This window comes from Acinetobacter sp. KH_038 (assembly GCF_057839405.1).
In genome coordinates, this window is record NZ_CM174489.1 from 885,567 (window position 1) to 907,830 (window position 22,264).

The window sequence follows — 22,264 nt, forward strand, 5'->3', positions numbered from 1 at the left end:
TTTAATTTCCTAAGAACTTATAGGCGATATAGAGCAAAACACTGGGAATCACGATCCCGAGCGTTGCCATGAGAGTCTTGTTCACCATAAAGACCCAGATAAAGGCCGCAGTATTCAAGCTAAAACCAATCAGGGTGGCCGACATGGCGGCACTGCTTCCAGCATCCATAAATAACTGGGCAATCACGATCGCGGCCAGCGAAGCAAGGATATAACCGCCGATACCCGCCAGCATAAAGCGATATAAAATCATCCCCCGATAAGCCAGCAGATTTGCTTTAACTTTGTTTTTGCTCGATGGATAGGTTGCAGTCATTGTTTCAGTAGCTATCGCATGCATATTCAGATTATTCATCATCGAAAATTCTGTCTTTAAACTTGTTAAGTGATTTTGATGCGAATGATAACAATTATTGTTTATATTTTAAATACGAAATATAAAAGTATTTATATGAAAAATAAAAAGAACTATTTTTTGACTTTAAACGAGGAGGGCAGTACGAGAAGTGTTGAATAAAATATAGAAGCTTTAAAAATAAAAACAGCGGCTCGAAAGCCGCTGTTTAAAAATAATCGATCAAGAATTAGTCTTGCTGAATACCTGCAACCACCCAGTCCTGATTTGAACCTGCTGGTTTAGTAAAGTGCCAGATTTCCGCAAATGGCTGTGGCAAGCTGTTCAAATCTTCGCTGACCGTACCGGTGAAACGTACGCTGACAATATACTGACCATTGTCTGTAGATGAATCTACCACCATGGCATTCAGATTTGAAAACTCGGCAACATCCTGATCCTGATTGTTCATGATGTCGTTATACATCGATTGATACAGATCAGGCGTCAGGTAACGCTGAATTTCCGAAATATTGCTTGCCGTATTCATTGACTGAATATGGTTAAAACGCTGGCGTGCGACACGCAAGAAGGCTGCCGGTTCAGTACCATCGGGTAACTGGCTGCCACTTTGGGTATAAGCCGTACCAAAAGGCGCGTTATTTACCGGAGCAGAACCAAACGGCGCATTATTGCTTGGTGTTTGACCGCCAACGTTCTGGCCAAAGATATTGGTGCTGTCACCACCGCGAGGTGCAGCCGGTGCCTGACCAAAAGGTGCTGTATTGCCAGCACCGCTATTTGGCGCAAATGGATTAGACGCTACTTTTTTTTTTGCGCCCATCTTACGGAAAATGAAGAAGGCAACAGCAGCAGCAAGAAGAATCCAGATCCAGCCCGGAATTCCACCTTGTTCCTCTTCTGCTTGAGCAGCCTGAGCTTCAGACGCTGCTACACTTTGATCATCTGCCAATGCATTGGCAGCTACGGCACCAATCGCGGCACCCGCTACACCCGCAGCAACCATACCACCTACACCCGGGCCAGATTTTTGCTGGGTTGCAGCACCGGCAGCTGGCGCTTGTTGGGCAGGCGCAGCTTGACGAGGTTGTTGATAAGATTGAGTAGGCTGTGCAGAACGTTGCATACCGTGACTTTTACCGCCACCGGCACGTTTTGCTTCAGCAGCAAAAGGCGCAACCAATAATACTGCTGTCAAGATACCTGTGATCAAACCGCGCTGTCGAACTTCCATTCATTTTTCCTATGAGAATAAAACCTGTTTGTACAGTCTATTTATATAGGCTTTGTGTGGAATTTCAATCAAAAATCTGTATTTTTTTGCGGTTCGGTGCAAATTCATGGCCTTGTACTTAATTTAGCTCGTCACTTAAAGACATGGCTTCGCTCAGGGCTTCATGCAAACGGGCAACAGCAATGATTTGTACACCAGCAATGGTTTTTTGCGGTGCATTGCCACGCGGCACAATAATATATTTAAAGCCATGCTTGATGGCTTCTTTGAGACGTTCCTGCCCATTTGGTACGGGACGAATCTCACCAGACAGCCCGACCTCGCCAAAAACAGCCAGTTGCTGCGGTAAGGCTTTGCCACGAATACTGGAAGCACAGGCCAGCAGCACAGCTAAATCCGACCCGGTTTCGGTAATTTTAAGGCCACCGACAATATTGACATACACATCCTGCCCTGAGGTTTGTACGCCGCCATGCCGATGCATGACTGCAAGTAGCATGTTCAGACGGTTCTGATCCAGACCCAGTGCCACACGTCGTGGCTGACCATGTGCATCATCGACCAGCGCCTGAACTTCGACCAGAAGGGGACGTGTCCCTTCACGGCTGATCATTACGATTGAGCCGGGAATGGCTTCATCATAGCGACTTAAAAATATCGCTGAAGGATTGGACACTTCACGCAGACCTTTGTCGGTCATGCCAAATACCCCGAGTTCATTCACCGCACCAAAACGGTTTTTGACGGCACGGATCATCCGGTAACGTGAATCGGACTGACCTTCAAAATACAGTACGCAGTCGACCATGTGCTCGAGGACACGCGGGCCTGCCAATGCACCTTCTTTGGTGACATGGCCAACCAGAAATAAAGAGGTACCGCTATTTTTGGCAAAACGGGTCAGCAGGGCGGCAGATTCGCGAATTTGCGATACACCACCCGGAGCCGATTGTAAGGTCTCGGTATACAGGGTTTGAATGGAATCCAGAATCGCTATGGCAGGGCGTTGTTGGGCCAATACTTCACAAATACGTTCAACACAGGTTTCGGCCATGACCTTGAGCTGATCGGTCGGCAGATCCAGACGCTGGGCACGTAGCGCGACCTGAGACAAGGATTCTTCGCCGGTGACGTATAAGGCCGAATTTTTGGCAGAAGCCATGTGCGCGGCTGTTTGCAGCAAAATAGTCGATTTACCAATTCCGGGATCACCGCCAATCAGAACCACGGAACCTGTTACCAGTCCACCACCCAGAACCCGGTCAAATTCACTGATACCTGTTGGCAGACGGGTTTCGTGAGAGACTGAGACCTGATTTAAGGTGGTGATTGTTGATGCCTGGCCTGCATATCCACCAGCGATTTTTGGCTGAGCCCGATGTGTAACCGCAGGTGCAATGCTGACCTCAGTCAGGCTGTTCCATTCCCCACATTCCGAACATTGCCCCGACCATTTCGGATGATCCGCACCACATTGTTCACAACGATAGACACTTTTTGCTTTAGCCATATTTTAAGAGGAAGCGATTGAAATTGACTGACAGCATAACGGTGAATGTCATCGAAAACCAAGTCTTTCACCTGAAAATTCATGGTGTTTACGACAAGGCTTATCGTTTTTATTTGCGCTTTTTAGATGTTGTGCAGTAACGCCGTCTATAATGCCCGTCTTGTCATGCTGAAATGGAACAGATCTTGTCACAATTGCTGCAACATATTGATGCGATCGCACGTGAAAAAAACCGTGATGTGCTATTTGTGCATTTTGAACATTATGTCCATCCTGAGCAGGACGCCAATTCGGCTCGGCAACAGTTTATCGACTGGTTAGAACAACAAGATATCCGTTATATGCCATGTTTGGGCATTGAGCCAACCGTGGGTAGCGAGGTGTATTCGGGTGGCCTGTATCTGGATGTGCCTTTTGACCTTCAGCATAAAACCTACCAAAAACTGAGCGAGTATCTGGAAGATGATCAGGGCAATATGAAAATTGACGGGATTATGTTTTTTGTGCTTTCTTTAGGATTGGCACTGGAACTCGAATCGGATGGCAAAGTATCACAATGGGGTGGTTTGCGTTCATAGAATGACAATAGAATTATATTTCAATAATTGATGAAAAAAGCCACGATGAACGTGGCTTTTTAGGATTTGGATTAAGTATTTACCCAACCAGGCGCTTAATAAAGTTCACCAGATTTGCGTCTTGCGATAAAGTCTTTCGATTCCTTGGCAATCACTCCGGACAATAATAACAAGGCAATCAAGTTCGGTACTGCCATGAGACCATTAAAGGTATCGGCAAATAACCAGACCAGATCCAGAGTCGCGATACAGCCAATAAAAACCGATGCAATATACATAATACGATAGGGCAGCACAAACTTCTCACCGAGCAAATAAGTGGCACATTTCTCGCCGTAGTAGCTCCAGCCTAAAATCGTGGAATAAGCAAAGAAAATGATCCCGAAAGTCACCACCCATCCCCCGACACCCGGCAGGAGTTTATCAAATACGCCAATGGTCAGTACTGCACCGGTCTGATCACCGAATGAATTGCCGGCCATGATGTAGCCCATGACCAGAACAATACCGGTAATCGAGCAGACAATAATGGTATCAATAAAGGTACCGGTCATAGAGACCAGGCCCTGACGGGCAGGATGGTCGGTTTTTGCTGCTGCGGCTGCAATCGGTGCAGACCCCATACCGGCTTCATTGGAGAATACCCCACGTGCCACACCATAACGAATTGCTGCACCAATGGCCCCGCCAACAGCGGCTTCACCGGTGAAGGCATAGGTGAAGATCATATTGAGTGCAGGTACAACCAGTTCCAGATTATTGAGAATAATGATCAGACCACCCGCCACATAGCCCACCGCCATGATTGGAACAATGACCGAGGAAGCTTTGGAAATCGATTTAATCCCGCCCAAAATTACCAGTGCTGAAAAGGCAGTAATAATAATGCCAGTCATCCAGGTTTCAATGCCCAGGCTGTTCTCAACCGCCAGTGCGACAGTATTGGACTGCACTGAACTACCGATGCCAAAAGAGGCCAGTGTGCCGAATAAAGCAAAAATCAGTGCCAGCCATTTCCATTTCAGGCCACGTTCGATGTAGTACATCGGACCACCTGACATTTCACCTTTCTCATTTTTAATCCGGTATTTGACTGCCAGCACACCTTCGCCGTATTTGGTTGCCATCCCGAACAGGGCAGTCATCCACATCCAGAACACGGCTCCAGGGCCACCAAGTACGCATGCTGTTGCCACGCCGGCAATATTACCGGTACCAATGGTGGCAGAGAGGGCGGTCATGAGTGAAGCAAATTGTGAAATATCACCTGAATGCTCAGGATGCTTGCCAAAGACCTGTTTGAAAGCCAGTGGCAGCATGCGGAATTGCCAGAACAATAAACGGAAAGTCAGGAATATCCCTGTACCGACAATCAGTACCAGCATATAAGGGCCCCAGACCCAGCCGCTTAAAGTTTCCATTAAACTTTGTAAATTTTGCATAAAATTCTTCTTATTGATCCGTGTTTATATGATTTGAGATATTGATTAAAAAGCAATTGTCATGCCATAGGTATTCATCCTGAATGCCTAAAATGGCGGAATTGTGTTCTAGTTTTTACATGGATTTAAGACTTTGACAAGAAATTTCTGCGCTCATTGTTGCTGAAAATATAAACACCAGGCTGGTGCGGGCAGGATATAAGAAAAATAAATGAACTTTACACTTTAGTCGGAAAATACAGATGATGTCATATTTCTTTTTGTATTCAGGCTTTTTTACGTTAATTTATCGCCAGTAAAACTCGAAGTTGAAATCAATAATGTCAGAAAAATATAACAGTTCATCGGCAGAGCATGGTGAATTACAGCGAAGTTTGTCCAATCGGCACTTACAACTCATTGCCATTGGTGGCGCCATCGGAACCGGCCTGTTTATGGGGTCGGGCAAGACCATCAGTCTTGCAGGCCCTTCTATTCTGGTGATCTATATGATCATCGGTTTTATGGTATTTCTGGTGATGCGTGCACTGGGTGAATTATTGCTTTCAAATTTGCAATATAAATCATTCATTGATTTTGCCACCGACCTGATTGGCCCATGGGCCGGCTATTTCGTCGGCTGGACCTACTGGTTGTGCTGGATCACTATTGGCATTGCCGATTTATCCGCGATTATTTATTACCTGCAGTTCTTTAATAATGGTTTGCCCTTTACTCCTGAAGAGGGGGTGATGATCAGTATTGCCTCGATTGTGTTTATCATGGGTTTGAACCTGGTCACGGTCAAACTGTTTGGTGAAATGGAATTCTGGTTCGCTCTGGTTAAAATTATCGCGATTGTGGTGCTGATTGCAGTCGGTTTCTGGATGATTTTTACCGGATTTACCTCGGATGCCGGCAGCGTGGCTTCATTCAGTCATATCTGGTCACATGGCGGTATCTTCCCTACAGGCGCGATGGGCTTCCTGGCCGGTTTCCAGATTGCGATTTTTGCCTTCGTCGGGGTAGAGTTGGTGGGTACCACCGCAGCTGAAACCAAAGATCCGGAAAAGAACCTGCCGAAAGCAGTGAACTCGATTCCGATTCGTATCATTATTTTCTATGTACTGGCACTCCTGATTGTGATGTCCGTGACACCATGGAACCAGATTGATCCAAATATCTCGCCCTTTGTGAACCTGTTTAGCCAGGCCGGTATTGCTGCTGCAGCGATTATCATGAATCTGGTGGTGCTGTCATCGGTGATGTCATCGATGAACAGTGGAGTATTCTCGACCAGCCGAATGCTGTTCGGTCTGTCACGTGAAGAACAGGCACCGGTGGCTTTTGGTCGCTTGAACCGTCGTGCAGTGCCTGCAAACGCCCTGTATTTCTCTGCAGTATGTTTATTGCTGGGTGCCGCCCTGCAGTATTTTGTACCTGATACCGTCCGCGCTTTCACCTTGGCAACGACTTTATCCACGATTCTGTTTATTTGTGTCTGGATCATCATTATCTGGAGCTATATCGTGTATTACAAAACACGTCCAGAACTGCATGCCAAATCGACTTTCAAGTTGCCGGGTGGTCTGGTGACCTGCTGGGTGGTGATTATATTCTTCCTGAGCATGATTGTGGTCCTGGCCCTGGAAGACGATACCCGTCAAGCACTGATGGTTAGCCCGATCTGGTTTATTCTGCTGATTATTGGCTATTTCGGTTTCTATAAACAGAAACATAAATAAACCTTATCAATAAAAACGTCAGCGATCTGCTGGCGTTTTTTTAGCGCTAAAGATAATCTCTAGGCTTTAGCGCTTTGGTCATCGCGATCATCGCGTTATACTTCATCGAAATACTATTCAATCAGGTGGTCAGATGCGTCAAGTCATTTGCTACATCAGTATCTTAGCGACAGGTCTTGTTGTTGCGGGTTGTGGACAATCGGGTGCATTGCACTTGCCGAATGATCCGAATTACGACAAGCGCGCCAAGTATTTACTTTATAAAAATAGCGAGGCTGAATCCAAAGCAGCCGATGCAGAACGAGATGTACCTGTACAACAGCAGTTTGCTGCACCCGAAGCATCAGATTCAACGACTACACCTTAACGCTTTCAAAGAAAGGATACCTTCATGAGTTTCACCCGCATTAATGGGGTATTGCACGCTGAGCAATGTTCATTACAACAGCTCGCAGAGCAATTTGGCACACCTCTCTATGTTTATTCCAAAGCCACCTTGGAAAAGCATTTTTTAGATATGGACCGTGCTTTTAACTTTATCGATCACCAAATCTGTTTCGCGGTAAAGTCCAACTCTAATCTTGCGGTATTGAATGTATTGGCCAAACAGGGTGCCGGTTTTGATATTGTGACTGGCGGTGAACTGGCACGTGTGCTGAAAGCCGGTGGTGATGCCTCGAAAATTGTGTTCTCGGGTCTGGGTAAAACTGAAGCAGATATCAAAAAAGCCCTGGAAGTTGGCATTGCCTGCTTTAACGTGGAATCTTATGCCGAGCTGGATCGTATCCAGAAAGTGGCAGCTGAACTGAATGTCAAAGCGCCGATTTCATTGCGTGTCAATCCGGATGTCGATGCCAAAACCCATCCTTATATTTCAACCGGCCTAAAAGAAAATAAATTCGGTATTCCGTCAGATAGCGTATTTGAAACCTATCAATATGCAGCGTCATTGGCCAATCTGGATGTGGTCGGGATTGACTGTCATATTGGTTCACAGCTGACCGAAACCCAGCCATTTGTTGATGCACTGGATCGTGTCATCGTGATGATCGAGCAGCTCAAGCAGCTGGGTATCGAGTTAAGACATATCGACATTGGTGGTGGTCTGGGCGTGACCTATAAAGACGAAGTGCCACCTACGGTTGAAGAATATGCCAATGCACTGCGTCCAGCTTTAGAAAAATTGGGCCTGAAAGTCTATATGGAACCGGGCCGTAGTATTTCTGCGAATGCGGGTGTATTACTGACCAAAGTCGATTTGCTTAAACCGACCAATCACCGTAATTTTGCCATCATTGATGCTGCAATGAACGACTTGATTCGTCCGGCTTTGTATGAAGCCTGGATGGATATTCAACCTGTTACCCCTCGTTCGGATGTGGAAACCAAAGAATGGGATGTGGTTGGCGCGATCTGTGAAACCGGGGATTTCCTCGGCAAAGAGCGTGAGCTTGCGATCAAGGAAAATGATGTGCTGGCAGTTCTGGGTGCAGGTGCATACGGTTTTGTGATGAGCTCGAACTACAACAGCCGTGGCCGTGCCGCTGAAGTAATGGTTGATACAGATCAGGCGCATCTGATTCGTGAACGTGAGACGATTGAATCGCTCTGGGAACGTGAGCGTTTATTGCCTTAAGGACTAAATCAAGATGTTATTAGAATTTACCAAGATGCATGGTCTGGGCAATGATTTCATGGTGGTTGATCTGATCAGCCAGCGTGCTTATCTGGATCCGGTCACTATTCAGCGCTTGGCCAACCGTAATTTTGGTATTGGTTTTGACCAGCTGCTGGTGGTCGAGCCACCTGATGTGCCAAGTGCGGATTTTAAATACCGGATTTTTAATGCCGATGGTTCGGAAGTGGAACAATGTGGCAATGGCGTGCGCTGTTTTGCCAAGTTTGTACATGACCGTCAGCTAACCAGCAAAACCAAAATCAAGGTACAGACGAAGTCTGGTATTGTTGAACCGGAATTGGGTGCGAATGGCTGGGTGCGGGTCAATATGGGCTATCCGAAATTCCTGCCGCAGGAGATTCCATTTCTGGCCGATGCGCCAGAAAGCTTGTATGACATTGAGCTTGCTGGTGGTGAAAAGCTGACCATTGATGTGGTAAATATGGGCAATCCGCATGCAGTGACGATTGTCCCGGATGTGATTACTGCCGATGTGGTACGTATTGGTCCGCAAGTAGAAGCGCATGCGCGGTTCCCGGCACGGGTCAATGCTGGCTTTATGCAGATTATTGATGAAAAGCATGCCCGTTTACGTGTCTATGAACGTGGGGTCGGCGAAACTCTGGCCTGTGGTACAGGTGCCTGTGCCGCAGCTATTTCCGGTATGCGCCGTGGTCTGCTGTCGAGCAAGGTGGAAATCGAGCTGGCAGGTGGCAAGTTGCAGATCGAGTGGAAAGAAGGCGATGTGGTCTGGATGACCGGACCCACAGCTACCGTATATGAAGGACGCCTGGATTTACGTTATTTCCAAGGTTCAGCTTGAGAAAAAAGCACTATCGGATTGATGGTGCTTTTTTTATGCTAGGATGGAAAAAACCTTAGAATTTGAACGCGATGAATAGGCTTGTTTTTCTGCCTGGTGCTTCAGGAAGCCAGCATTTTTGGCAGCCATTAAGGGCAGCATTAGCTGAATATACCAATCAGCAGGTCATTGCCTATCCGGGCTTTGATGGGGTAACGCCAGATTCAGCGATGCAAAACCTGGATGATCTGCAAGAATTCGTGAAAGAAAAAATTCAGGATGATTCTATTCTGATTGCCCAGTCGATGGGCGGTGTACTGGCAATCGGCCTTGCCTTGAGTCATCCCCAAAAAGTCAAAGGGCGGGTATTGTTGGCGACATCCGGTGGTTTAAATTTAAGTGGGTTTAACTGTGCCGACTGGCGAACAGATTATCGTGAACAGTTTAAAACAGTACCGGACTGGTTTTTGCAAGATCACACCGAATTTAACCTGGTTCAGCTTAGCCGTCTGGAAATTCCTATTTTGCTGATCTGGGGTGAGTGTGATCCTTTAAGCACTGTTCAAGTCGGACAATACTTGGCCGGCATTTTTAAAAATGCAAAACTGCATATGATCCGCGGTGGAGATCATTTCTTTGCCAACACTCATGCAGATCAGGTGGCAGTGCTGATTCAAGATTATCTGGAGCAATTCTAAATGGAACAGGCCGTGATTGTCCCACCTCAACTCTTGCTCAACATGTGGCTGAAAGAGCGGGAAGTCCAGAACCAGTCTAAACATACCTTGCAAGCCTATGAACGAGATGTGTCTGATTTTTTAGGATTTTGTCAGCGTGAGCAACTAAACTTAAATGATGTGGAAGCGACAGATCTACGACAGTTTCTGGCAGAAAAAGTTGAACAGCATCAGCTGAGTCCCAGTAGTCTGCAACGCATGCTGTCATCCATTCGCCAGTTTATGAAATGGGCCGAGCAGGCCCAGCATCTGGCTTTTAATCCGGCGGATGACTTGCAGTTAAAACGTCAATCGCGTCCGTTGCCGGGCATGATCGATATTGAAACCGTGAATCAGATTATCGATCAGCCTGCGCCTGAAACTGAAGCACAGCAGCAAATGTGGCTCCGGGACAAGGCAATTTTAGAGTTACTGTATTCGAGTGGGCTGCGTCTGGCAGAATTGCAAAGCCTCAGAATCAAAGATATCGATTTTAACCGGCAGTTATTACGTATTACCGGTAAAGGTAATAAAACCCGGATCGTGCCTTTTGGCTCCAAGGCCAAAGCAAGTGTCATGGCATGGTTGCAGGTTTATCCTTTATGGAATGGTGATTTTGTGCCGGAGGCCAATGTATTTATTACCCAGAAGGGCAATCCGCTCGGTGCACGTCAAATTGAAAACCGGGTCAAGTTTCAGGCACAGCGCGCAGGGGTGAATGTGGATTTACATCCACACCTGTTACGTCACTGTTTTGCCAGTCATATGCTGTCGAATAGTCGCGACTTACGCGCGGTACAGGAAATGCTGGGACACAGTAATTTAACCACCACCCAAATCTATACCCATGTCGATTTTGATCATCTGGCCCAGATTTATGATCAGGCACATCCGCGTGCGCAGCATAAGCAAGAATCATAAATTCTGCGGCTACGCATATTAAAGTTTAATGTGGCTATATTTTGGCATAAAACTTTCATATACAAGGCTTAACATGTACTGAGGTTCAGCTTTGGCATCCTTGTGGATATTTCACTATTGTCTTATTCGCCAAAGCCTCAATTTCAGGTATAACAATAAAGAATATTGAATATTTTAAATAACGCGATTGCTGAGCAGTGGCCAGCATTTCGCAGATCGAGGGTGATATGGATACAGTGGTTATTGCGGATATAGAACAAAAATACGCACAGCTCAGCGCAGCGCAAAAAGAAATGTTTGCCGGTTACGGTTTGCGTCAAATCAAGCATTTTGTCGAAATCAATCTGCCTAAAATTGAAGCTGAGCTTCCGGAAGGTGCTGTCGTGCAAGGAATTAACGCAGACGGTAAAGTTCAAGCCTATAATGCCGGCACAGGTCAATACTATTTGTGGATTTCAGATTTACAGTGGCAGTTGTCCAATCGCATGACACAGGCGGTTGACCTTAAAGAAGATGCAATTGCCATTTGGAACGTTTTCAACCTGGCTGACTATGAACTGGTTGATTTAAGTCATGTACATCGCGATTTTTTGGCACAAGAACATGACTGAATTCTGAAGCATCCACCTCATAAAAATAACACTCAGTTCGTATCCTGGCTTTGCGCAAGAGGAAAAGGTGGCCTTCTACAGGTCACCTCAATTTTTTCTTATAGTCGTACTTGCAATTCTTGCGCTTAGATACAGGCTGTCAATTCAGCACTGAAGTCGAGAACTCATCCGAATGGCTTTTTATCGATTTGCCTATAAATCTTCTAATGGCAGCTGGAAGCTCTGTTTAATGATCTGGCTGGGTAAGTCGGTTTTGACACTGGTAATGCCATTTTTCTTGGTCAAATGGGTTGACTGGAATTTACGGTAACTTTCCAGATCCGGCACCACCACTTTAAGCATGGCATCACTTTCTCCCAAAATAATATAGCACTCCATCACCTGAGGCAGTTCTTTCATCGCTTCGATAAAGGTATCAATGGTTTCGGCATCCTGACCGACCAGCCAAATCCGTGAAAACAAAATCAGTTGAAAGCCAATTTTCTGTTGATCGACAATCGTGGTGTAATTTTGAATCACCCCTGCATCTTCCAGTAATTTGACCCGGCGCAAACAGGATGAAGGCGAAAGTCCGATTTCACGTGCCAGATCATTATTCTGAATACGGCCATTGGCCTGTAAATGTCGAATGATATTTTTATCAAGTCGATCAAGTTTTACTCGAACAGACTTAGTGGATATTTTCATAAATTAGAATAATATTCGAAAAATAAGATCTATTATAAAATAAATTGAAAGCCAATTTTGTAAAAATTCGCAGATACTTGTTTCACTTTCTGGAGTTTGAAAGGAAAAGGAAATGTCTGTATTTGTACTCTTTGCACTGACCGTGCTGCCCCTGATTTTTACGCCTGGACCCGATATGCTGTTTATCCTGTCTCAAGTGATGGGTAAAGATGCAAAAGCAGGCATGATGGCAACTATAGGGGTATGTTGCGGTTATCTGGTGCATTCGATCCTGGTCGCACTCGGCATTGCTGCAATCATTGTGTCCTTTCCGGTATTGTTTGAAACCATTCGCTGGCTCGGCATTGCCTATTTGCTGTATCTGGCATTTAGTCTGTTTAAATCGGTATTGAGTAAAAATACCTTAAATATCGAGCAGAAAAGCTCAGCCAATCCGATTCGAAAAGGCTTTTTTACTGCACTGTTGAATCCGAAAGGCATGCTGATTTATTTTGCGATTTTGCCGCAGTTTATTGATAAGTCCGCAAATACAGTCAGTCAGGGGCTGATTCTGTCCTGCATTTTTATTGGTCTTATTTTTGTGGTGTATTGCGGCTTAAGTATTCTGTTTAGCAAGATCAGCCAGAAAACGCAGATTGATGAACGTAAGCAGAAATGGCTAGACGGAACGTCCGGTGGATTATTGGCTCTGGCAGCGAGCTGGCTCATCATCAATTAAACCCGATTCAAAAAAGCATACTTTTCACAGTATGCTTTTTTTATGCTCAAGCACATTTAAAAGCAGCTCATCCTTTGACAGTCTAGCTATAGGCGAGCTGCTCGATTATTCATCCAGTTTGTCCTTTTAGTGAGCCAAATCGATTGCCAACAAGATTTCTGTCTAAAATGACAAAAGTGATTGTCCGGGTGGCTCGGCAGTTTTGCTATAAATGGCCTGCAATTTATTTTGCCTAAAGCGTATCAATCAGAACTACTGATGTGACTAATCAGATAATAAAATAATATAAATCAATGGTTAAATTTTAAGTAAATATTGATACTTTTCATTGTAATAAAAGGATAACAATTAATTGTGAACGCATCGTTCAGCTAAATTTACGCATTTTTACAGCTCTTTGGTGAATTGTGACTTGACCGAAATGCCGTACACATTGCAAGATAGGGCACCTAAAAAAATTTAAGTGAAGAGTTACACTAACTTTTCTCAACATTTACATTTGCTAAAACAGCCGAGGATTACATGAAGGCTCTTGTTGCTGTAAAACGTGTGGTTGATGCCAACGTTAAAGTTCGTGTTAAACCGGACAACAGTGGTGTTGACTTAACCAACGTTAAAATGTCAATTAATCCATTCTGTGAAATCGCAGTGGAAGAAGCGGTTCGTTTAAAAGAAAAAGGAACTGTTTCAGAAATCATTGTTGTTTCTATTGGTCCTAAAGAAGCCCAAGAACAAATCCGTTCTGCAATGGCGCTTGGTGCTGACCGCGGTATTCTGGTTGAAGCTGATGACAGCCAACTCGGTGCGCTGGAAATTGCTAAAATCCTGAAAGGTGTTGTTGAAGCTGAACAACCACAATTAATCCTTCTGGGTAAGCAAGCCATTGATGACGACTCGAACCAGGTTGGTCAGATGCTGGGTGCCCTAATGGGTGCGGGTCAGGGTACATTCGCTTCTGAAGTGAAAGTAGATGGCGACAAAGTACAAGTAACACGTGAAGTAGACGGCGGTTTACAAACTGTTGAGCTTGCACTTCCAGCAATCATTACCACTGACTTGCGTTTGAACGAGCCGCGTTATGCAGCGCTTCCAAACATCATGAAAGCACGTAAAAAGCCGCTTGAGAACAAGTCACCTGCAGATTTTGGTGTAACCACTACAACTAAACTGAAAACAGTGAAAGTTGAATCACCTGCAGAGCGTAAAGCTGGCGTACAAGTGAAGTCTGTAGACGAGCTTGTAGAAAAATTGAAAAACGAAGCGAAAGTGATCTAATACAGAAGGATAAAAATCATGAGTATTTTAGTTATCGCTGAGCACGACAACAAAGCATTAAACGTTGCTACTTTAAACGTTGTTGCTGCGGCGCAAAAAATCGGTGGTGATATCACTGTATTGGTTGCTGGTTCTGGCGCTCAGGCAGTTGCTGATCAGGCAGCTAAAGTTGCTGGCGTAAGCAAAGTCGTACTTGCTGATGATGCTGCTTATGCAAACCAGCTGGCTGAAAACGTAGCGAAACTGGTTGCAGAATTAGGCAAAGGTTATAGCCATATTCTTGCTGCTTCGACTACTACTGGTAAAAACATTTTGCCACGTGCAGCTGCGCTTCTTGATGTCAGCATGATTACTGACATCATCGCAGTTGATGGTCCTAAGACCTTCAAGCGTCCGATCTATGCAGGTAACGCGATTGCAACTGTAGAATCAGGCGAAGATGTCGTACTGGCAACTGTTCGTGGTACAGCATTTGATGCTGTTGCTGCTGAAGGCGGTTCTGCCTCTGTAGAAGCTGCGACTGTTGCTGGCGATGCAGGCGTTTCCAAGTTTATCAACGAAGAAATCGTGAAATCTGAACGTCCTGAACTGACAGCGGCTCGTATTGTAGTTTCTGGTGGTCGTGGTGTGGGTTCAGGTGAGAACTATCACGCGATCCTTGATCCGTTGGCTGACAAGCTGGGTGCTGCGCAAGGTGCATCTCGTGCGGCTGTAGATGCTGGCTTCGTACCAAACGACATGCAGGTTGGTCAAACCGGTAAAATCGTTGCGCCTGACCTGTATATCGCTGTCGGTATTTCTGGTGCGATTCAGCATTTGGCGGGTATGAAAGAATCTAAAGTGATCGTTGCGATCAACAAAGATGAAGAAGCACCAATCAATGCAGTTGCTGACTACTGGTTAGTAGGTGACCTGAATACTGTTATTCCTGAATTGGTTTCTAAAATCTAATTCCTGAATCAGGTTCGAAAAACGTCTCTTGGTCTGAGTACCAAGAGGCGTTTTTTATTGTCTATCTTTTCTAAAATATTATTTATGTTGGTGGATATATGAGATAAACTAAAATAATAAAAACTTTAAATAAGAAAATAAATGTCAGCCTTACAGCAATCTGAAAAAAATATGATTTTTAATGATCCTTTATTTCAGCGTATTTTTATTCTGATTACTGGTTTGATTATCTTTCTTCTAAGTGTGGGGGGCTTGGTCTATTGCATCCAGTCGAGTCTATCTTTGAGTTTAGTCGCTGCTTTTTTAATATGTGGCTGTTTTGCTTATGTCGGGATGCTATTTATGTTGGCAGCATTCGCTGATACTGAAATACTCAATCGAAGGACAGGTTGGCTATTTGAGGGACCTTCAGCTGATCCCATTGGGCTGGTGATGTATATCTTATTCATAATAACTGTTGGATTAGTCATTGGCGTCATTGCGTTGATTTTAACGTTTATGATTAGATTGGTGATGCCGTTTCACAAGTATTAAAGCAGTCAGGGTTAAAATTTATCTATGAAAACCTGAGTTTTTTAAGGTTCACACAGAATACAAGAGGTGGATGTGCCTTAGAGGTTGATTCATCAACAAAGATAAGGAAACATCCATTCACTAAGTTACTGGTTGAGTTATTAAATAAGTATTTTTAATACTACTCATAGAAAACAATAAAAACAGTTTTTTGACTGGAGAATACTGGTCAGTCGAAACTAAAGTGGGTCATTTAGATGAAAAGTGATAAAATCCTGCTTTGCTTTCTCTCCTGTTTGAATCATGTCCTTTTCCAGAACCGCCCATATCCTGTTTATTAGTTTTCTGTTGATTGCGCTCTATGTGAGTATCTGTGTGCATACTGCATTGAATGCACCGCCGTCAGTGACCCAGTATTTATTCAGTGAATCAGGCGCTTTTGAAGTACTTAGCCCGTGGCTCTGGTACTTGCTGGCCGTGCTGTGCTTGCTTAATACTGAAATCAAGCTGAATACCCGGGTGTTTACAGCTTTGGCAGCAGTATTGCTCGGATTGCGGGAAATGGATTTTCATAAGCGACTGTTCGACATGAGCTTCATTAAAACCAATTTCTATCGCAGTGCTGAAATTCCGCTCATGGATAAGCTGCTGGGCTTTGTGTTATTGCTCGGGATTATTGTGGTTTTTCTGGTACTGGCAAAAAAACTGGTTCAAACCATACGAAGCATGAAAGATTCTTTGAATATTGCACATTTTTTTATTTTCTTGACCATTGCCTGTGGCGGGCTGAGCAAGGTGCTGGATCGTACCACTTCAACCTTAAAAGAAGAATTTAGCATTCAGCTGGTTCCACATACTCAGATCATGATCATGACCATTGAGGAAGGGGTAGAGATGCTATTGCCGATTCTATTGATTGTGGCGGTATTGAGCTATCGTAAGGTACTGAATCAAGCCCATTAAAATACAGTTTCTACCTCAGGAAGATGCAGCATTTTTTGCGTGCATCTTTTTTTTGCACTGCTGTTTTTGTTCATATTTGAGGCATTGAAAAATGCGGGTGTGATGCACTGGTTTTTAGATCTGAAAGAACAGGAAAATGCTCACTAAAATGAAGATAATTAACAAGGTTAAGCTGATTTTTTAGACACAAAAATACAAGTGTTTATGCTATAATTTAGGGCTGTATTTTAGTTTTTAACTCAGTCCTTTGAGTTAATGATTTTGCTAGTTTTACGACATATAAATACAAGCCAAAACTGGTTTGTAGAATAAGGAGTATGCATGAGCGTATCGGAAATTAGACCGATTGCCATTGAGGATGAACTTAAAAGCTCATATCTCGATTATGCGATGAGCGTGATTGTGTCACGTGCATTGCCCGATGTACGAGATGGTTTAAAACCTGTTCATCGTCGTGTGCTTTTCGCAATGCACGAATTAGGCAATGACTATAACAAAGCTTATAAAAAGTCTGCACGTGTCGTCGGTGACGTGATCGGTAAATATCACCCGCATGGTGACTCTGCCGTATACGAAACCATTGTACGTATGGCGCAAGATTTCAGCTTGCGTTACCAGTTGGTCGATGGCCAAGGTAACTTTGGTTCGGTCGATGGCGACAGCGCAGCAGCAATGCGTTATACCGAAGTACGTATGCGTAAACTGACCCACGAACTGCTGGCCGATCTTGAAAAAGATACCGTGGAGTGGGAAGACAACTACGATGGCTCTGAGCGAATTCCTCAGGTTATGCCAACCCGCGTGCCGAACTTGTTGATTAACGGTGTGACCGGTATTGCTGTCGGTATGGCGACCAATATGGCACCGCATAACATGACTGAAGTCGTGAATGCCTGTCTGGCCTATGCCAATGATCCCCAGATCAGTATTGAAGGATTGATGGAACATATTTCTGGTCCGGATTTCCCGACAGGCGGTATCATTTACGGTAAGTCGGGCATTGTTGATGCCTACCGTACCGGTAAAGGCCGTTTGCATATCCGGGGCAAGTATCACTTCGAAGAAGACCCGAAAAATGGTCGTACTACGATCGTGTTTACCGAAATTCCGTATCAGGTCAATAAAGCAAAAACCATTGAGCGAATTGCTGAACTGGTCAAAGAGAAAAAGCTGGAAGGTATTTCAGAGCTGCGTGACGAGTCGGATAAAGACGGTATGCGTATCGCGATTGACCTGAAGCGTGGTGAAAACGCCGAAGTTATCGTCAACAACCTGTTCCAGAACACGCAACTTGAAAACTCTTTCAGCATCAACATGGTTTGTCTGGACAATGGCCAGCCGAAGCTGATGAACCTGAAAGACATCATTGCAGCGTTCATCCGTCACCGTCAGGAAGTGGTAACACGTCGTACCATGTTCGAATTACGCAAGGCGCGTGAACGTGGTCATATCCTGGAAGGTTTAACCGTTGCTCTGGCCAATATTGATGCCATCATCGAAACCATCAAGAGTTCTGCAAACCCGGCTGAAGCGCGTGAACGTTTACAGGCAGGCGAGTGGGCCGGTGGCGGTGTATTGGCATTGCTGGAAAAAGCCGGTTCGGTGTCTGTGCGTCCGGATGAGATTGAAGGTGAAGACCCAAGTCGTCCATTTGGTCTGGATGGTGATATTTATCGTTTATCACCGACTCAGGTCAATGCAATTATGGAATTGCGTCTGCATCGCTTAACCGGTCTTGAACAAGACAAGTTACATGCTGAATATAGTGAAATTCTGGCACAAATTGCTGAACTGACTGCAATTTTGAATGACTTCAATCTGTTGATGAACGTGATTCGTGAAGAACTTGCGTTAATTCTTCAGCAATATGGCGACGCGCGTAAGACTTCGATTGTTGAATCACGTATCGATTTCTCTCGTGAAGACCTGATTCCTGAAGAACAAATGGTTCTGACGGTATCGAAGTCAGGTTATGCGAAAACCCAGCCACTGTCTGACTACGCTGCACAGCGTCGTGGTGGTCGCGGCAAATCTGCAACCAGCATGAAAGAAGATGATTACATTCAACATCTGATTGTGACCTCAAGTCATGCGACTGTACTGTGCTTTACCAATGTCGGTAAGGTTTATCGTCTGAAAGTGTATGAAGTGCCACAGGCATCACGTGGTGCCAAAGGTCGTCCAATGGTGAACTTGTTGCCATTAGATGAAAACGAAACAATTACAGCGATCTTGCCTGTGATTGATGCACCGAAGAAATTCAAAGAGCGTCTGGCTACTTTCAAGGCCTTTGTAAAAGCCAATGCAGCACAGTTGCAAAGCAATGAAGTGATTAATACTCACTTTGCGGCACTTGAAGCGGCACTTGCTGAATTTGAAGATGGTGCAGATGATATTTCTGATGCGCTTCGTGTTCAATTGAAAGAGCTTGGTCTAGCACTTTCAACGACCGATCTTGATGATGACATCATCAATGATTTTGCCCAGCAGGCTGAAGCGGTTCGTAAAAACTTCTATGTGTTTATGGCGACCGAGTACGGTACGATTAAACGGGTAGAACTTGAACAGTTCTCGAATGTGCGTTCAAATGGTTTACGCGCGATTGAGCTGAATGGCGACGATACCCTGATTGGTGTGGCGATTACTGACGGCGAACAGCAAATCATGCTGTTCTCGAACGAAGGTAAAGCAATTCGTTTCGCAGAAACTGACGTGCGCTCAATGGGCCGTTCTGCCAAAGGTGTGCGTGGTATGCGCGTGACCATTGGTGCAGCAGCCGCACTTGAAGACCAGGACGAAAACGACATTGATTCTGATGATGAAGATGGTTCAGATTCAGCATTGATCAGCCGTATTGTGTCATTGGTGGTGGTTCCTGAAACTGGCGAAGTGCTGTGTGCATCTGAAAACGGTTATGGTAAACGTACCCCAGTTGATGACTTCCCGACCAAGAAACGTGGCGGTAAGGGCGTAATTGCGATCAAGACTTCTGAGCGTAACGGTCAGTTAGTTGGTGCAGTGGCGATTGATGCCTCTAAGGAACTCATGCTGATTTCTGATGGCGGTACACTGGTTCGTACCCGTGCTTCTGAAGTGGCGCAAACGGGCCGTAATGCACAAGGTGTTCGCCTGATCCGCCTTGGTAATGAAGAATTACTGGTGGGTGTGGTTTCAATTGAAGCGGTCGAAGAAGATGAGTTTGTTGAAGCGATTGAAGGTGAGGAATCTTTAGTGGCAGAAACAGATGCAGTAGTTGACGCTGAATCAATTGAAAAAGACGGTGAAAATTCAGTAGAAGAATAAGTTTTTTACTGATCAAAAGGGCGCTTCGGCGTCCTTTTTTATAAACCTTGACTGAATAAAGGTAAATTATGAAAACCAAATTCATGTTGCTCGCTGCAACAGTTGCATTGAGTGGTTGTAATTCAACGGACAATATTCCGAATCCGAGTCCTGAACAAGAAAAGGCGGCACAGCTTGCCTATGACGATTTACGTGACGGAAAGTACGAAGAATTTCTGGATCAGCTAGAACCCCAATTGCAAACCCAGTTTAAGGACAATGAAAAGCTGATGAAGCGCTTTTCACGTTCCATCCCGCAAGGTGAATACAAGTCTAAGACTTTAATGACCAAGCAGATTGAGGAAGCCAGTGCTACCCAGCCGGGCCAATATAAGATCAGCTATGAAATTGCCTATCCCAATAATCTGGTGCAGTATGATGTCAGTTTCGACCAGCCGAATGGTAGTAACAAGATTCGTAATTTCAACATTCAGGTTTTTGGAGAATCTTGATAGACAGGTTTAAATTCTGGCCGGATTTAGGCGTCTATTAAAATTATCCCTCGAATCTACATTGATTTTTTGACTGTACCTTGGGCTCTAGATTGAAATAATTTTGTGCAAGACCTTGCCAGATATGGTTAAATGCCATCATTTTATTGTGTTTCACATAGATGAGGAAAACTCATGCGCGCGTACAACTTCTGTGCTGGTCCTGCTGCATTACCGACTGCCGTTCTTGAAAAAGCTCAAGCTGAAATGCTTGACTGGCAAGGTAAAGGTCTTTCGATCATGGAAATGAGTCACCGTAGTGCCGACTATGTTGCCGTGGCTGAAAAAGCGGAAGCAGACCTGCGTAAGCTCATGAATATTCCTGAGAATTACAAAGTTTTATTCTTGCAGGGTGGGGCATCCTTACAATTCTCGGCAATTCCATTGAACTTGCTGGGCAAAAATAACAAAGCAGATTATATCCATACCGGGATCTGGTCTGAAAAAGCCTTGAAAGAAGCGCAACGTTATGGCGATATCAATGTCGTAAATGCCGGCATTAAAATTGATGGTAAACATGCGATTAGTGCGCAAAGTGAATGGAATCTGTCAGCAGATGCAGCCTATGTGCATTATGCCGATAACGAAACCATTGGCGGTCTGCAATTTGCATCTATTCCAGAAACAGATAAGCCATTGGTATGTGACTATTCATCAAGTATTTTGTCTGCACCACTTGATGTATCAAAGTTCGGCCTGATCTATGCCGGTGCACAAAAGAATATCGGCCCTGCAGGCTTGACCTTGGTGATTATTCGCGACGATTTGCTTGATCAGGCCAAAGCTGAAATTCCAAGTATCCTGAAATATTCAGACCAAGCCAAAAACGGTTCAATGGTGAATACGCCATCAACTTATGCATGGTACTTGTCTGGTCTGGTATTCGAGTGGTTACTGGAAAAGGGCGGTGTAGAGGCCATGCATAAAGTCAACCTTGAGAAAGCCAATCTGCTGTATGGTTATATCGATCAAAGCGATTTCTATGCCAATCCAATCGTAAAAGAAAACCGTTCAATCATGAATGTGCCATTTACCTTGGCCAATGCCGATCTGGAAAAACAGTTCCTGAAAGAAGCTGAAGCACAGCATTTATTGAACCTTGCGGGTCACCGTTCTGTGGGCGGTATGCGTGCCAGCATTTATAACGCTGTGCCACTTGCAGGGGTACAGGCATTGGTGAACTTCATGGATGACTTTGCTCAACGCAATGGTTAATTCCTGAAATGAAAAAACCCGGCTTAGGCTGGGTTTTTTTATAGATTCGGTATTTTTAAAAAATAAAAGTATGCAGGATGAATGCGCAGATCAGCATCCCCAGCATGAAAAAAAAGCACGACATCATATCAATATTATAGCGAGAGCTAAGATGATGTTCGACCTGTTGTAAAGTTTCTTCTTGCACGATTTTCATAGATATTCATTGTCCGATCTATTTATCGTTAATACTATTTGTTGTGAGTATTTTTATCATAAAAAATTGATTAAATAAAGTACATTCTTGATTAAAGGACATAAAATTGCATTTTATTTAAATATCCGCTTTTAATCGATTGAAATTATTTATATAGGAAATCAAATGCTTATTTTTACAAGATTTTTGAATTTAGTGCGAGTATTTAAACTGGCATAGTTTGAATTTAAAGGTGTGGATAAAACGATTTTTAAATCATTTAAATAGATTATTAAGCAAGAAAAACTGGATAAAAAATAATCAAAATTAAAAACAGAAAATCCAGATTAAAAAAGAAGATCC

Annotated in this window: 21 protein-coding genes; 16 read left to right on the forward strand and 5 right to left on the reverse strand. The window is 44.3% G+C overall.

What is annotated here, in order from left to right; genetic code table 11:
• Position 1: 1 nt before the first annotated feature.
• From AC3IT7_RS04105 to radA, 3 genes are all read right to left on the reverse strand, one after another.
• Positions 2–358 carry a hypothetical protein gene (locus AC3IT7_RS04105; protein WP_489249487.1) on the reverse strand — a complete coding sequence of 119 codons (357 nt, stop codon included), beginning with the start codon at positions 356–358 and terminating at the stop codon, positions 2–4.
• Between the two features lie 226 nt (positions 359–584).
• Positions 585–1,589: a Tim44 domain-containing protein gene (locus AC3IT7_RS04110; RefSeq protein WP_489249488.1), complete on the reverse strand. Its 1,005-nt coding sequence runs from the start codon at positions 1,587–1,589 to the stop codon at positions 585–587.
• 118 nt (positions 1,590–1,707) lie between these two features.
• Positions 1,708–3,099, reverse strand: a complete 1,392-nt coding sequence (gene radA, locus AC3IT7_RS04115; protein WP_489249489.1) for a DNA repair protein RadA — start codon at positions 3,097–3,099, stop codon at positions 1,708–1,710.
• A gap of 173 nt (positions 3,100–3,272) precedes the next feature.
• Here radA and AC3IT7_RS04120 point away from each other — a divergent pair, with 173 nt between their 5' ends.
• Positions 3,273–3,677 carry a hypothetical protein gene (locus AC3IT7_RS04120; RefSeq protein ID WP_489249490.1) on the forward strand — a complete coding sequence of 135 codons (405 nt, stop codon included), beginning with the start codon at positions 3,273–3,275 and terminating at the stop codon, positions 3,675–3,677.
• A 95-nt stretch (positions 3,678–3,772) separates the two neighbouring features.
• On the opposite strand, the gene AC3IT7_RS04125 is transcribed toward AC3IT7_RS04120, so the two are convergent.
• Entirely contained in the window at positions 3,773–5,119 is a 1,347-nt protein-coding gene (locus AC3IT7_RS04125; RefSeq protein WP_489249491.1) for an alanine/glycine:cation symporter family protein, read from the reverse strand.
• Positions 5,120–5,439: 320 nt separating this feature from the next.
• On the opposite strand from AC3IT7_RS04125, the gene AC3IT7_RS04130 reads away from it, so the two are divergent.
• From AC3IT7_RS04130 to AC3IT7_RS04160, 7 genes are all read left to right on the forward strand, one after another.
• Positions 5,440–6,843, forward strand: coding sequence for an amino acid permease (locus AC3IT7_RS04130; protein ID WP_489249492.1), 1,404 nt, complete (start codon positions 5,440–5,442; stop codon positions 6,841–6,843).
• Between the two features lie 133 nt (positions 6,844–6,976).
• Positions 6,977–7,210 carry an LPS translocon maturation chaperone LptM gene (gene lptM / locus AC3IT7_RS04135; RefSeq protein WP_489249493.1) on the forward strand — a complete coding sequence of 78 codons (234 nt, stop codon included), beginning with the start codon at positions 6,977–6,979 and terminating at the stop codon, positions 7,208–7,210.
• A gap of 24 nt (positions 7,211–7,234) precedes the next feature.
• Entirely contained in the window at positions 7,235–8,479 is a 1,245-nt protein-coding gene (gene lysA / locus AC3IT7_RS04140) for a diaminopimelate decarboxylase (protein WP_489249494.1), read from the forward strand.
• 13 nt (positions 8,480–8,492) lie between these two features.
• Positions 8,493–9,344, forward strand: a complete 852-nt coding sequence (gene dapF, locus AC3IT7_RS04145; protein WP_489249495.1) for a diaminopimelate epimerase — start codon at positions 8,493–8,495, stop codon at positions 9,342–9,344.
• A 71-nt stretch (positions 9,345–9,415) separates the two neighbouring features.
• Positions 9,416–10,021, forward strand: coding sequence for an alpha/beta fold hydrolase (locus AC3IT7_RS04150; protein ID WP_489249496.1), 606 nt, complete (start codon positions 9,416–9,418; stop codon positions 10,019–10,021).
• A complete protein-coding gene (xerA, locus tag AC3IT7_RS04155) occupies positions 10,022–10,960 on the forward strand; it encodes a site-specific tyrosine recombinase/integron integrase (protein ID WP_489249497.1) in 939 nt (312 codons plus the stop codon). It begins immediately after the preceding gene.
• A 227-nt stretch (positions 10,961–11,187) separates the two neighbouring features.
• Positions 11,188–11,571 carry a hypothetical protein gene (locus AC3IT7_RS04160; RefSeq protein WP_489249498.1) on the forward strand — a complete coding sequence of 128 codons (384 nt, stop codon included), beginning with the start codon at positions 11,188–11,190 and terminating at the stop codon, positions 11,569–11,571.
• Positions 11,572–11,763: 192 nt separating this feature from the next.
• Here the strand turns inward: AC3IT7_RS04160 and AC3IT7_RS04165 are convergent, their stop codons facing one another.
• A complete protein-coding gene (locus AC3IT7_RS04165) occupies positions 11,764–12,258 on the reverse strand; it encodes an Lrp/AsnC family transcriptional regulator (RefSeq protein WP_475653770.1) in 495 nt (164 codons plus the stop codon).
• A 112-nt stretch (positions 12,259–12,370) separates the two neighbouring features.
• Here AC3IT7_RS04165 and AC3IT7_RS04170 point away from each other — a divergent pair, with 112 nt between their 5' ends.
• The 8 genes from AC3IT7_RS04170 to serC all read left to right on the forward strand — a co-directional run bounded on the left by AC3IT7_RS04170 (position 12,371) and on the right by serC (position 21,726).
• Positions 12,371–12,976, forward strand: coding sequence for a LysE family translocator (locus AC3IT7_RS04170; protein WP_489249499.1), 606 nt, complete (start codon positions 12,371–12,373; stop codon positions 12,974–12,976).
• 522 nt (positions 12,977–13,498) lie between these two features.
• Positions 13,499–14,251: an electron transfer flavoprotein subunit beta/FixA family protein gene (locus AC3IT7_RS04175; RefSeq protein WP_475653772.1), complete on the forward strand. Its 753-nt coding sequence runs from the start codon at positions 13,499–13,501 to the stop codon at positions 14,249–14,251.
• 18 nt (positions 14,252–14,269) lie between these two features.
• On the forward strand, positions 14,270–15,202 hold the full coding sequence (locus AC3IT7_RS04180; RefSeq protein WP_489249500.1) for an FAD-binding protein: 933 nt from the start codon (positions 14,270–14,272) through the stop codon (positions 15,200–15,202).
• Between the two features lie 141 nt (positions 15,203–15,343).
• Positions 15,344–15,736, forward strand: a complete 393-nt coding sequence (locus AC3IT7_RS04185) for a hypothetical protein (protein ID WP_475653774.1) — start codon at positions 15,344–15,346, stop codon at positions 15,734–15,736.
• Positions 15,737–16,018: 282 nt separating this feature from the next.
• Positions 16,019–16,678: a hypothetical protein gene (locus AC3IT7_RS04190; RefSeq protein ID WP_475653775.1), complete on the forward strand. Its 660-nt coding sequence runs from the start codon at positions 16,019–16,021 to the stop codon at positions 16,676–16,678.
• 321 nt (positions 16,679–16,999) lie between these two features.
• Positions 17,000–19,981: a DNA gyrase subunit A gene (gene gyrA, locus AC3IT7_RS04195; RefSeq protein ID WP_489249501.1), complete on the forward strand. Its 2,982-nt coding sequence runs from the start codon at positions 17,000–17,002 to the stop codon at positions 19,979–19,981.
• 68 nt (positions 19,982–20,049) lie between these two features.
• Positions 20,050–20,472 carry a DUF3887 domain-containing protein gene (locus AC3IT7_RS04200; RefSeq protein ID WP_489249502.1) on the forward strand — a complete coding sequence of 141 codons (423 nt, stop codon included), beginning with the start codon at positions 20,050–20,052 and terminating at the stop codon, positions 20,470–20,472.
• 174 nt (positions 20,473–20,646) lie between these two features.
• Complete coding sequence (gene serC, locus AC3IT7_RS04205; protein WP_489249503.1) at positions 20,647–21,726, forward strand: 3-phosphoserine/phosphohydroxythreonine transaminase; 1,080 nt, start codon at positions 20,647–20,649, stop codon at positions 21,724–21,726.
• The last annotated feature ends 538 nt before the right edge of the window (positions 21,727–22,264 follow it).